Here is an 11,808-nt window from a genome sequence, read left to right on the forward strand (position 1 = left end):
CTGTCGCCGTATCGACGGCGTAGACGCAGGTGCGCTCGTCCTGCGAGATGAAGACCGGCACGTCACCGTCGTAGCCGATGATCTGCAGGGAGCTCGGAACCACGCCCTCGGCTTCGAGCATGCTGATGTAGCGCCGCTCGTCGGGGGTGTACTGCGCCTCCCAGTCGAAGCCCGCCGCCATGTCGTATCGCTGTACGATCAGCGCCTCGCGCCCGGCGATGTCGGTCACGAGCGACGCCCAGTACGACCACTGCGCATCGCCGTCCGACCGGTTCAGCGAGACACCCACCGGCTGCGCGTACGGCGTGTCCTCGTCCGGCGGCGGCATGCACTGGTGGTCGCTGCGATCGACGACGTGGATGGCCAGGCAGGTCTCCTCGCCGTCCCGGGCGGATGCGCGCCACACGGCGGCGCCGTACCGCTCGCCGAGGTACGTCATCGACCCCGGATCGAAGCGTGCGGTCTCCTCGATCTCGGCCATGGCCTTCGCCTGCTCGGCCGTCATGGCCGGCGTGCCGTCGCGGCTCAGCAGCATCCAGGCGCCGCCGAACCCCAGCAGGAGCGCGATCAGCGTCGAGAGGACGAGCGCCGCGACAGTCGGACGTCGACGCGTCGGCGCAGCGGCCGGCCCGGCCGGCTGCTCATCCGGCTCGTCCGGCGCACGCTGCACGGACTCGCCGAGCGCCGCCATCGATGCCGACGGCCCCGCCGGCTCAGACGCCCCCGCCAGACCCGCCGGCTCCGGCGCCGACACCGGATCATGCCCCGCCGCCCCAGCGACCGGCATGGTCTCGGCCCCGGTGGCGGCACGGGCATCCAGATCCCGCAGCTCGGCGAGCTCCGCCTCGGTCACCCCGCCGCCCGCGGCGAACGCCCGGCGCTGCAGCTCACGTCGTCGGGAGCTCTCCGCCTGGTTCAGCATCCATCACCCCAGTTTCTCGAGCTGCATGGCCGCCCACACCAGCCACCCCGCGCTGAACAGGGTGGCGCACGATCCCAGCACCAGCGCCCACATCGCCACCGACCGGTTCTCGACCGGACGACGCAGCGACATGATCGCGGAGATCACCGCGATGATCGCGACGGGAATCCCCCAGCCCACGAACATCGACGTCGCGAGGGCGACGATCGCCGCGACCAGCGCCCACGGGGCGAGACGGGCGTCGTCGACGGGAGTCGCCCCGGTCGTCGGCTCCCATCCCAGCGGCGACGGCTCGTCGGCATCCGGATGCGCGGCCGCGGTGCGCTCGACCGGCACCGGCGCGGTCGGCAGCTTGGCGTACCGCTTCGACGCACCGGGCACCGCGGCACCGCCGCCTGGCCGCTCGACCTCGGGAGTGGGCTGCTCGATGCGCGGGTCGCTCATGCCGGACTCACCTGGATCTCGGTCACCGGCAGCGTGGAATCGGCGCCGAAGCCGAGCGTCGACGGCCCGCGGCCGTTCGCGATGAGCTCGGCGGCGAGGCCCGCGATCATGGCTCCGTTGTCGGTGCACAGCGACAGCGGCGGGATGCGCACGGCGACCCCGGCTGCCGCCGCCCGTTCGAGGGCGACCTCACGCAGCCGTCGGTTGGCGATCACGCCGCCGCCCAGCAGCAGACGTGGCACACCGCGGTCTTCGCACGCGGCGAGCGCCTTGGTGACGAGCACGTCGATCACCGCCTCGCGGAAGCTCGCGGCGACGTCCGCCACCGGCACCTGCTCCCCGGCCGCCTCAGCCCGCTCGACCCAGCGCGCGACGGCGGTCTTCAGACCCGAGAACGAGAAGTCGTACCGGTGCTTCGCCATGTCGGATGCCTTCGACAGCCCCCGCGGGAAGCGGATCGCCCTGGGGTCGCCGTCGGCGGCCGCGATGTCGATCTGCGGCCCGCCCGGATACGGCAGGCCGAGCAGCCGGGCGACCTTGTCGAAGGCCTCGCCCGCGGCGTCGTCGACGGTCTCACCGAGCAGCTCGACGTCGGTCGTCAGGTCGCGCACGTGCAGCAGCGAGGTGTGCCCGCCGGAGACGAGCAGGGCGATCGTGGGGTACTCGAGCGGCGCGGTGGCGCGATCGTCGGAGGTGAGGATGTCGGCGGCGATGTGCCCGACGAGATGGTTCACCGCGTACAGCGGCTTTCCGAGCGAGACTGCGAGGCCCTTCGCCGCGCCGACGCCCACCATGAGCGCTCCGGCGAGGCCGGGTCCGCTGGTCACCGCGACCGCATCGAGGTCATCGAGCGTGACTCCGGCCTCGGTCAGTGCGCGCTCGATCGACGGCTGCAGCGCCTCGAGGTGCGCGCGTGCGGCGACCTCGGGCACGACGCCGCCGTAGCGGGCGTGCTCGTCCATGCTCGAGGCGATCGTGTTCGACAGCAGCTGCCGGCCGCGCACGATGCCGATGCCGGTCTCGTCGCAGCTCGTCTCGATCCCGAGCACCAGGGGTCCGGTCATGCGCTCGCCTCCTCTGCGGCGTCCGGATCTGCGGCGTCCGGATCTGCGACATCCGGATCTGCGGCATCCGGATCTGCGGCATCCGGATCTGCGGCATCCGCCCACGACCGCAGGTCCAGGCGCATCACCACCGCGTCCACGTCATCCGGCTGGTAGTACCCGGGTCGCCGTCCCAGCTCGACGAAGCCCTCCGAGGCGTACAGCGCCCGCGCGACGGTGTTGTCGTCACGCACGTCGAGGAACAGCTCGCGCGCCCCGCGATCGAGCGCGGTCGCGATCAGCGCCCTCAGCAGCGCCCGCCCCCTCCCCCGGCCGCGCACCGACGGATCGAGCGCGATCGTCTGGATGTCGGCGTCCGACGAGCCCCGCAGCGCGCGCACGCCACCGTACCCGACCACGTGCTCGCCCTCGACGTCGACGAGGTAGAGGTTGTGCAGGCTCGAGATCTCGGCGCCCATCGTCTGCTCGCTCCACGCGTCGGCGGGGAATCCGCGCCGCTCGAGGTCCATGATCGCGGCGAGGTCGTCGAGGGTCGCGGTCCGCAGGGTCACGAGCTCACCCGCTTCGGAGCGCCCGGCTGCACGACGTCGGGCGAGCGCAGATAGAGCGGTTCGGCGTCGGCCAGCACACGGCCGGCCGCGATCGCCCTGGCGCCGACCCGGGCGAGTGCCGCGGCGGAGAGCTCGGTGGTCTCGTGCACCGGCTCGTCGAGCTCGACGCCGCGCTTCTCGAGACGGGTCGGTCGGACGAGTGCCGGGATGCCGTCGGCATCCACCCCGTCGAACACGCTCACCGCGATCTCGCGGCGGCGGGCGTCGGTGACCACCGCGAACGGTCCGTCCGCACTCGCGTCGAGAGCGATCGCGAAGTGACTGGGGATCGGGATGAGCGGCGCCCCGCGACCGAGCGCGAACGCGCGCGCGGCGGCGATCCCGATGCGCAGGCCGGTGAAGGGCCCTGGGCCCATGCCTGCCACGACATGCGTGATGCCCGGACGCACCACCTGGGCGAGCAGATCGCCGATCACCTCGGCATGGCCGAGCGGATCGGGGGTGCTCGCCTCGGCGAGGGTGCGGCCGTCGGCGGCGACGACGGCGACGGTCGTTCCGAGCGAGGTGTCGACGGCGAGGATCACCCTCTCAGAGTAGCCGGGTCGTCCGTCGCGGCCGCGACGCGACCGCTGCCCGTTCAGCACTGCGAGCCCAGACCGCTGGCATCCGCCCGCTCTGCTCTCTGGTCCCGAATGGCCGCCTCGCACGCGTCGATGCGGCCATTCGGGACCAGCGGCGTGCCGAGCGACGGCGCGCACGTCGTCACCGGTTGGAGGTCTCGCCGTCGGCGATCGTGACGGCGTCTCGACGCGGGCGTCCCCACCGGTCGCCGCCGAGCTCGCCGGCGCTCTCGGCGCGCTGTGCGGCGAGCTCGAGGAGCTTGTCGTAGTCGAATCGCGCGTCCAGCATGGTCGCCCAGCCGACGCTGGCCGAGATCCTGATCGCGGTCGTGCTCTCCCGGCGATCCATCGCCGAGACGCGCTCGAGCAGGGTGCGCAAGTGGTGGGTCACCGCCTCGTCACTCCCGGGTATCAGCACGAGCAGACGACTGTCGTCGACGACCGCGATATCAGCCGTCGGCGGCAGGGCCGCGACGACCCGCGACCGGAACCTCGTCAGAAGCCGCGCGAAATCAGACGCCCCCGAGGACTCGCGCAGATCGCGCACGTCGTCGAGTCGCACATCGAGCAGCGACCACGCGGGCTCCTGATGGGCGCGCACACGATCGACGCGTTCACGGATCGCCGCATCCGGAGCGGCCGAGCGGGCGGCCTTGGCGGCCGGCTGCATGCGCACGAGCAGGACGATGGTCAGCGTCGCCGTCACGGTCGTCACCATCGTGCCGATCACGTTCATGTCGCGCAGAACGGCGACCTGCTCCTCACCGGACGTCTGCGGGAACGAGATCGTCCAGACCAGGTTCAGCGCGGCGACGAGCACGAAGCCGCCGGAGGAGAGCATGAGCGGCAGGAGGATGTCACGCGGCACACCTTTCAGCCGCACGAGATCGAAGGCGATCAGGCCCGCGAACACGCCGGCGCCGGCGAAGCAGACCCGGAAGAAGATGGGGAACACGTCGCTGTCGACGGTCAGCGCGAGCATGATCGGGACCAGGGCGACGAACATCACCGCGGCCGGCCACGTCGCCCGACGGCCGGCGAAGAGTCGCACACCCAGCCAGATCAGCGGCTCGGCGCACAGCAGCAGTCCGGATGCCAGCGCACGCACCGCCGGCAGCTCCAGCTCGATGGCCGCCACCCACATGTACGTCCCCAGCAGCCCCAGTGCGAACGCGGTCGACCAGGCCGCCGCCGCTCGGTCGGGGCGGTGCAGCAGAACCAGGCCGACGACCGCGGCCGTGCAGATCGTCACCACGGCCATGAGGGCCTGCGGCAGCCCGGCATACAGACCGGCGTACACGTGGACGTTGTCGCTCATCGACTCTCCTCGATCGGGGTCTCGCTGCGGGAGGCGCTCATCGCGGGGGCCGCGTGGGTGGGCAATCGCATCTCGACATGCGTGCCCTCGCCCGGCTGGCTCGTGACGGTCAGCTCGCCGTGGTGCTCTTCGACGATGGCACGCACGATGCCCATGCCGAGTCCGGTGCCGGGGATGCCGCTGTGCACGGCATCCGATGTGCGGAAATAGGGTTCGAAGAGCCGTTCCAGATCATCGGCGGCGATGCCGACCCCGGTGTCCGAGATCGTGACCTGCGCCCGCTGATCGCGCGAGATCCCGAGTCGGATGAAGACGCTGCCGCCCCCCGGCGTGTACTTGACGGCGTTGCTCAGAATGTTGTCGATCGCCTGCCGCAGCCGGAAGGCGTCACCCGTGGTCATCAGCGTCTCGAGTCCGACGACCGACAGGTTCAGCCCCTTGCCGGCGGCGGTCGGCAGGAACAGCTCGACTGCGGCGTCGGCGAGCACGCGCAGGTCGACGGGTTCGGGCTCGGTGAACGCCGCGCGCCCGGTCTCGAGGGCGGTGCTCACCAGATGCTGCATCCGCTCCCCGGCGCGCAGGATCACCTCGAGCTGCTCGTGCACCCGAGGCGGAAGATCATCGCGGTCGAGCAGCAGGTCGACGTGCCCGATGATGGCGGTGAGCGGATTGCGAAGCTCGTGCGAGACGATCGCGACCATCTTCTGCCTGTCCGCGCTCGCTTCGAGCTGCTCGGTGACGTCGTCGAGGATGAGCAGCGTCGTCTCGGTGTCGTCGGTCAAGGGCGCGGTCGGATGCGTGGTCGCATCCAGCGCACGCCATCGGCCGAGCGTGTCGTAGAGCCACACGCGTTCGGCCTGAAGCCGCTCACCACGGGCGGCACGTGCGAGCGTGGTGTGACCGCGACGCAGCGGCTCGCCTCGATGGTCGTCGTACTCGACGGCCTGAGCGGGCAGCTGAGCCCCGTACCGGTCTCTGCCGTACAGCGCGCGGTACGTCTCGTTCATCTTCAGGATGCCGCCGTCGCTGGCGACCGTGACGAGTGCGGTGTCGAGGGCGTCGATGATGTCGGTGACTCTGCGCTCGTGACCGGCGGCGCGGTCCGCCGTGCGATTGATCTGGTCCGACTGTCGCCGCAGCAGTCGGCGCGTGGCCCGGCTCTGCCTCGCTCCGACCCGGATGCTCGTGCCGAGGAAGCTGAGTGCAAGGGCGGTGATGACCACCCGCACCGCGGTGTCGGAGGGCGTGCCCTGCCCGCCGGCGAATGCGGTGAGGCATGCGCAGACGAAGCCGACCGCCGCGGCCACCACCCACCCCGCGTGGTAGGTGGCGAGCCAGGCCACGGGGATCACCCACAGGAAGCCGACCCGCATGTCCTGGGCGGAGACGGCGAAGCCGATCCCGAGGATGTCGAGGAACGGCACGACGATAGTGACCCACCCGGGCATCCGGTGCCAGGGAGCGAGGAACGCGCCGATCGTGACGAGCACGATCAGCGTCAGCCCCATCAGGAAGAGCGCATGTCCGAAGACGGCGGGCTTGAGTATCGCGATGATCAGCGCGACGCTCACCATGGCACCGGTGCAGATCATCTGCCAGCGCAGGATCGACGACGTACGACGCATACCGCGGAATCTCCCCCTGCTCACCCCAGGGACAAGGTTACCCGTGTCAACGCGCGCTCTCTGCGCACGTTGCGGACGACGACCACCGGTCACTGCGCAGAGAGCCTGTAACCGGCGCCGGGACCACGTTCGATGTACCGCGATCCGTCAGGGGTGTCTCCCAGTTTGCGCCGCAGCTCGAAGATGCACGCGTCGACCCTGGCCTTCTCTGACTCATCCACCTCGTACCACTCCCCGGTCGGTTTTCCGCGCATCACGAGCGCGAGATCGGATAGGTTGCGCACTCGACGCTTGAACTGCAGCAGGGTGGCCAGCACGTTGAACTCCGCCGGGCTGAGACGGATCTCCCGCTGGTCGACCAGCACCATGCCACTGCGCTGGTTCAGCGCGATGCTGCCGTGTCGCAGCCACCTCTCCTCGTCGTCCTGCCCGGTCATGTCGAGGCCTGCCGACGGGTTGCGCGCTGCGGCGCTCGCTGCCGCGGGGGCGCCCTCCGCTGCACCGGACGGACGGGTCGGCGCCTGCCCGGCCGATCCCGCGTGTCCGGCCGATCGGCGTGTGAGTGCCCCGATGCGTGCCCTCAGCTCCAGCGGGCGGACGGGAAGAGTCAGGAAATCGTCGGCACCGGCATCGAAGCCGTGCAGCACATCGGCCGGCTCGGAGAGGACAGACAGCATGATGAGATGGGTCGCGCTGGCGGCGCGGATGCTTCGTACGAGCTGCAGTGCCGCCGGCCCCGGCTCGTCGGCGACCAGAAGGGTGAGCCGCGGTGCCTGCTCGCGGATCACGGTGATGCTGTCCGGTTGCAGCGCGACGAGTGCGGGATGAAACCCCAGTTCTCGACACGTGTCGGCGAGCAGCTGGGCCAGTTCGAGGGCACCGCCGATGATCACCGCATTCGACTCTGAACCGTTCACCGCAAGCCAGCTCCCCGCGTCGTCGAGCAGCTCGCGCCGCTGCACAGATCACCGCCGTCACCGCCGCTGTTCCGTGCCGTGAGGGCGCGGAACCGGGCGTCGCGTCGAGCTGGGCTCGGGTTCTGATCCGCTCGCGTCGGTATTGATGACATTACAACCTCTCGGAACAGATACGCCATCGGTCGTTGTCTGCGCCGGTTCGCGATGAGGCGCCGATCAACTGAGCGGGGCGCGCAACGGGTAGTCCTGCCCCTCGAGGATGACCTGGGCGGTCGCGCCGGTCGCTTTGTTGGCGATGATCGGAGCCAGCAGATTCACGTGCACGCCCTCCGCGGTGTGGCTCGCGACGACCAGCAGCAGCGCGTCGTCGGGCGTCGTGAGCCCGAGGGCATCGACGTGCTCATCTGTCAGAACCGGCATGTAGTCCGAGACGACGGTCTGTGGGTCGACCACGTACAGCCTCAGCCCCTCGTCATCGATCGCGCCGAGGGAGAAGAGTCCGTCCGCACCGTCGATCGGGTTGAGCCGGAAGCGGGTGTGCGGCGCGAGACCCAGCGGAGGAGTCACGAAGTCGAGAAGTGCGGTCATCTCAAGAACTCCAGGAGTGAGGGCTGCAGCACGCGGCCGGTGACGGCGAGCGCCGAACGGTAGACGAGCTCCTGCGCCTGCAGCTGCACGATCACCTCGACGGAGTCGACGTCTTCGACCGCCGCTCGTCGCGCTTCGAGTGAGACCGAGTCCTGCACTGTCGCCTCCTTGGCGCGCTCCATCTGAGACTGCCGGGCTCCGACCGAGCCCTGCACACTCAGCATGGCATCGCGTCGCTGATCGATCTCGTTCAGTCGGGGGCCGACGTTCACTCCGCTGCGCAGGTCGGTGACGATCCGACCGATCAGGTTGAACACCGAGTCGTCCCCGCTGCCGAAGACGGCGGCCCCGTCGGTGTCGACTCGGATGGACGCCTCGTCCGACACGCGACGCACAACCTCCGCGTCAGGGAGTCCGCTGAAGTCGCCGGCCGCGTCGAAGGCAGGCCGGTCGGAGGTGCCGGCGAAGACCGAGCGTCCGAGCAGCGTGGTGTTCGCCCGTGCGAGCAGTTCATCCCGGATGCCCTCGAGTTCCACCGCGATGGCCTCCTTCGCGGTCGCGTCCATCGCGCCGTCGTTCGCTCCCTGCACGGTGAGGTTGCGGGCCCGCGCGAGCAGGGCGGTGCTCGCGCTGATCGCGGAATCGGCGGCGGCGAGCCAGGAGATGCCGTCGTCGATGTTGCGGGCGTGCTGCTCGGTGCGGCGCTGCTCGGCGTGCAGGCGCAGCGTGGTGGCCGCAGCGTTCGGGTCGTCGGAGGGTGCGAGGAAGGCCCGCTGCGAGTTCGCCTGCTCCTGCAGGCGCGACAGCTCCGAGAGGTTCGCCTGCAGCTGGCGCATGGCCGTGTGCGTCATGGATGACGCGGTCGCGCGAGAGATCATGTTCGTCCTCCTCCTAGCGGCCCACGAGACCGGTGCGGTTGATCAGCACGTCGAGCGATTCGTCGACCGCAGTCAGCACCCGCGCCGCCGCCTGATACGCCGTCTGGTACGTGAGCAGGCTGAGGGTCTCCTCGTCGCCGTCGACGCCGGCGACCGAGCGCTGCGCTCCCATCGCGGCGACCGATGCGACGTCAGAGAGCTTCGCCCGCTGGATGTCTCCTGCCGTCGCGACCGCGAAACCGGCCACGACATCACCCCAGATCGAGTCTGGTCCGCCCGGGATACGTCCGATCTGCGAGATCGTGTCGGCGTTGCCGGCGTCAAGGGGGCCGCCCCCGGGCTTGCCCACGGCGAGGTCGGATGCCTGCTGCACGGCGACGGTGAGGCCGAGCGCTGCGGGACCCGCGGCGGACAGCGCGAAGAAGTCGCCCCCGTTCTGCCCCGCGGCGGTGACGCCGAGACGGTGCTGATCATTGACACCCGTCGCCAGAGCGGTGGCGACCTTGTTATACGAATCCGCAAGGCCCGCCAGCGTGCCTCCGTCTTTCGCGGGTGCGAGCACGCTCAGCATCCCGCCCAGCTCCCCACCCTCGACAGACGCGGCGAACCCGTCGGCTCCGCTCCACGACACGGAGAGCGCTCCCGGGTGGTCGAGGGCCGCGGGCCCGGTGAGTGTCAGAGACCGGGCATCCCCTACGGAGACGAGCGCGTTGCCGTCGATACGCACCGTCATCGTGCCGTCCGCCTCGAGCGTGCCCTTGGCGCCCGCGAGCCGGGCCGTGGTCTGTACGAGGGAATCACGCTGATCGATGAGCTCGTTCGCCGAACGGCCGGCACCCAGCGCCTCGCGGATCTCGGTGTTCAGCTGGGCGATCTGCGATGCTGCGGTGTTGATCTGGGCGACGGTTCGTTCGGCGGCCTGTCTTCCATCGGCCCATTGCGTCGCCACGGCACGGTATCCGCCGGCGATCTGGGTCGCCAGCTCCGAGGCGGACTGGAGCACGGTCGCCGCGGCCGCTCCCTGGTCGGGTGTGTTCCCGAGGTCCTGCCAGGAGTTCCAGAACTGCGTGAGACGTGTGGCGAGACCGTGCTCGGTCGGCTCGACGAGTGCCGTCTCGGCAGTGGTCGCGGCGAGCGCGCGCGCCGACCAGAATCCTGCGGCCGACACGGTGTCGCGCACCCGCGCGTCGAGAAGCGCGTCGCCCAGCCGGGCGATCCCGTCGACGGATACACCGTGGCCGGGCAGGGCGCCCATGCTGAACCTGCCCGACTGCGCCACCGCGGCGATCGCCGACGTGCTGACGCGCTGACGTGTGTACCCTTCGGTCGCCTGGTTGGCGATGTTCTGTCCCACGACGTCCATCCCGCGCCGCGCAGCGGCGAGAGCGCTGGCTGCCGTGCCCAGCCCACTGAAAGTCGACATGTTCCTCACATCTCCGTGTCGATGATGCGCGCGGAGTTCTCCCTCGCGCGTTCACCGTGGGTGGTGTACTCGCCGGTGTCGTCTCCAAGTCCGGCGATCGTATCCTGCGTGGCGCGCATGACGGCACGCAGCTGCTCGGAGTTGGCGTCGCTCAACCGTCCGATCTCGTCGGTCAGCTTGGTGAGGGCGCTCAAGTGATCGGTGAGCACGTCCCCCCATGCCCCCTTCGGCGCGCTGTCGATGAGCTGACGGATGCCGGCATCCTGCGGCGCTCCCCACTCCTCAGCGAGGTTCTCCGCCTCGACGACACGGGCGATGCTCGCGGAGCGAAGCCCCTCGAGCACCTGCTCGATCTCGCGCGTCGCGAAGTGCATCCAGCGCGAACGGCCGGCGGCGAGCAGCAGCTCCTGCTCCTCCAGCTTGAACAGCAGAAGCTCGAGCAGTTCGCGCTCGCGCCACAGCTGCATCGACAACTCGTTGGCTCCCATTGTCTCTCTTCCCCAGTGTGCTTCCCCCAGCGGACAACGGGTCGTGCGACCCGTCAGCATCTAGCTATCGACCGCCTCCACATGATTGTTATCCGAATGCTGTGGGTATTTCTCCCCATGCCGCTAGTATTCAAAACGTGGTAGGGGGGGACCGACCATATTCGGGGCTGAGGGGCCTCGGTATTCGTACGGAGAGGCCACTGCCATGACGACTCGTGACGAGCGCAATCGGCTCATCGAGGAGAACCTGCCGCTGGTGGGGTACCTGGCCTCTGAGACGCACGCGCGCGCGACGCACGTGCCGCGCGAAGAGCTGGCCTCGGCCGGCGCCCTCGCCCTCGTGACCGCCGCCGATGCATTCGACCCCTCACTGGGGGTGCCGTTCGGAGCCTACGCTCGTCGGCGCATCCTCGGGGCGTTCGCCGACGAGATGCGCTCGATGGACTGGGCCACCCGTGGCATCCGTCGTCGTATCAAAGAGACCACCGCCGTGCAGGAGACCCTGTCGGCGGCACTCGGGCGTCAGGCGTCGGTCGCCGAGATCGCGACGACGATGGGCGTCTCGCACGACGAAGTGGCCGGCGCCCTCGCCGACGCCGCGCGCACCGTGACCACGCTCGACGAGGTCTACGAGTCGGATCTCGCCTCGTACACGCCGCTGCCCGAGGAGTCGGCCGTGGTCGCCGAGCGACGCGCCGTGCTCGAGCACGCCATCGCGGCACTGCCTGAGCGGATGCGATCGATCGTGCACGCCGTGTACATCGACGAGCGCCCCGTGAAGGAGATCGCTGAAGAACTGGGCGTCTCGCACTCGGCCGTGTCGCAGCAGCGCGCCGAGGCGATCCGTCTGCTGCGGGATGCCCTGGAGCGGTACTACCGCGACGGAGAAGAGGCACCGACGACCTCGCGGGTCTCCGCGTCGGTGCCTCTTCTCCGTCGCGGTAGTACCGCTCCAGGGCATCCCGCAGCA

12 protein-coding genes and 1 pseudogene are annotated in these 11,808 nt (G+C 70.0%); 1 reads left to right on the forward strand and 12 read right to left on the reverse strand.

Annotated features, from left to right (window positions below):
- The 12 genes and pseudogenes from BFN01_RS14595 to flgN form a co-directional block, all read right to left on the reverse strand.
- Positions 1 to 922, reverse strand: a pseudogene (locus BFN01_RS14595) (hypothetical protein); the annotation flags it as partial.
- A gap of 3 nt (positions 923 to 925) precedes the next feature.
- On the reverse strand, positions 926 to 1,366 hold the full coding sequence (locus BFN01_RS14600; protein WP_071645048.1) for a hypothetical protein: 441 nt from the start codon (positions 1,364 to 1,366) through the stop codon (positions 926 to 928).
- Positions 1,363 to 2,430: a tRNA (adenosine(37)-N6)-threonylcarbamoyltransferase complex transferase subunit TsaD gene (gene tsaD / locus BFN01_RS14605; protein WP_071645049.1), complete on the reverse strand. Its 1,068-nt coding sequence runs from the start codon at positions 2,428 to 2,430 to the stop codon at positions 1,363 to 1,365. The genes BFN01_RS14600 and tsaD overlap by 4 nt, the downstream gene beginning before the upstream one ends.
- Positions 2,427 to 2,981 (reverse strand): ribosomal protein S18-alanine N-acetyltransferase, encoded by a 555-nt coding sequence (rimI, locus tag BFN01_RS14610; RefSeq protein WP_071645050.1) that lies wholly within the window; start codon positions 2,979 to 2,981, stop codon positions 2,427 to 2,429. The genes tsaD and rimI overlap by 4 nt, the downstream gene beginning before the upstream one ends.
- Complete coding sequence (gene tsaB, locus BFN01_RS14615) at positions 2,978 to 3,565, reverse strand: tRNA (adenosine(37)-N6)-threonylcarbamoyltransferase complex dimerization subunit type 1 TsaB (RefSeq protein ID WP_071645058.1); 588 nt, start codon at positions 3,563 to 3,565, stop codon at positions 2,978 to 2,980. Before tsaB ends, rimI begins: the two co-directional genes overlap by 4 nt.
- Positions 3,566 to 3,743: 178 nt before the next feature.
- Complete coding sequence (locus tag BFN01_RS14620; protein ID WP_071645051.1) at positions 3,744 to 4,919, reverse strand: hypothetical protein; 1,176 nt, start codon at positions 4,917 to 4,919, stop codon at positions 3,744 to 3,746.
- Positions 4,916 to 6,544 carry a cell wall metabolism sensor histidine kinase WalK gene (locus tag BFN01_RS14625; protein ID WP_071645052.1) on the reverse strand — a complete coding sequence of 543 codons (1,629 nt, stop codon included), beginning with the start codon at positions 6,542 to 6,544 and terminating at the stop codon, positions 4,916 to 4,918. The genes BFN01_RS14620 and BFN01_RS14625 overlap by 4 nt, the downstream gene beginning before the upstream one ends.
- Positions 6,545 to 6,633: 89 nt before the next feature.
- Positions 6,634 to 7,461, reverse strand: a complete 828-nt coding sequence (locus BFN01_RS14630; RefSeq protein WP_071645059.1) for a response regulator transcription factor — start codon at positions 7,459 to 7,461, stop codon at positions 6,634 to 6,636.
- Between the two features lie 216 nt (positions 7,462 to 7,677).
- Positions 7,678 to 8,049, reverse strand: coding sequence for a flagellar assembly protein FliW (locus BFN01_RS14635; RefSeq protein ID WP_071645053.1), 372 nt, complete (start codon positions 8,047 to 8,049; stop codon positions 7,678 to 7,680).
- Entirely contained in the window at positions 8,046 to 8,927 is an 882-nt protein-coding gene (locus tag BFN01_RS14640) for a flagellin (protein ID WP_071645054.1), read from the reverse strand. Before BFN01_RS14640 ends, BFN01_RS14635 begins: the two co-directional genes overlap by 4 nt.
- A 13-nt stretch (positions 8,928 to 8,940) precedes the next feature.
- A complete protein-coding gene (flgK, locus tag BFN01_RS14645) occupies positions 8,941 to 10,350 on the reverse strand; it encodes a flagellar hook-associated protein FlgK (RefSeq protein WP_071645055.1) in 1,410 nt (469 codons plus the stop codon).
- A gap of 5 nt (positions 10,351 to 10,355) precedes the next feature.
- Positions 10,356 to 10,838, reverse strand: coding sequence for a flagellar export chaperone FlgN (flgN, locus tag BFN01_RS14650; RefSeq protein WP_071645056.1), 483 nt, complete (start codon positions 10,836 to 10,838; stop codon positions 10,356 to 10,358).
- A 205-nt stretch (positions 10,839 to 11,043) separates the two neighbouring features.
- Here flgN and BFN01_RS14655 point away from each other — a divergent pair.
- Positions 11,044 to 11,808: sigma-70 family RNA polymerase sigma factor (locus BFN01_RS14655; RefSeq protein WP_071645057.1), on the forward strand; the 765-nt coding region annotated here is incomplete at its 3' end.

The sequence above is a fragment of the Microbacterium sp. AR7-10 genome (assembly GCF_001878835.1).
Lineage (GTDB): Bacteria > Actinomycetota > Actinomycetes > Actinomycetales > Microbacteriaceae > Microbacterium > Microbacterium commune.

Bases quoted from the DNA above. Each gene is read 5' to 3' on its own strand.
- BFN01_RS14600 (WP_071645048.1), bottom strand. From the start codon at position 1,366: ATGAGCGACCCGCGCATCGAGCAGCCCACTCCCGAGGTCGAGCGGCCA.
- tsaD (WP_071645049.1), bottom strand. From the start codon at position 2,430: ATGACCGGACCCCTGGTGCTCGGGATCGAGACGAGCTGCGACGAGACC.
- BFN01_RS14620 (WP_071645051.1), bottom strand. From the start codon at position 4,919: ATGAGCGACAACGTCCACGTGTACGCCGGTCTGTATGCCGGGCTGCCG.
- BFN01_RS14625 (WP_071645052.1), bottom strand. From the start codon at position 6,544: ATGCGTCGTACGTCGTCGATCCTGCGCTGGCAGATGATCTGCACCGGT.
- BFN01_RS14635 (WP_071645053.1), bottom strand. From the start codon at position 8,049: ATGACCGCACTTCTCGACTTCGTGACTCCTCCGCTGGGTCTCGCGCCG.
- BFN01_RS14640 (WP_071645054.1), bottom strand. From the start codon at position 8,927: ATGATCTCTCGCGCGACCGCGTCATCCATGACGCACACGGCCATGCGC.
- flgK (WP_071645055.1), bottom strand. From the start codon at position 10,350: ATGTCGACTTTCAGTGGGCTGGGCACGGCAGCCAGCGCTCTCGCCGCT.
- flgN (WP_071645056.1), bottom strand. From the start codon at position 10,838: ATGGGAGCCAACGAGTTGTCGATGCAGCTGTGGCGCGAGCGCGAACTG.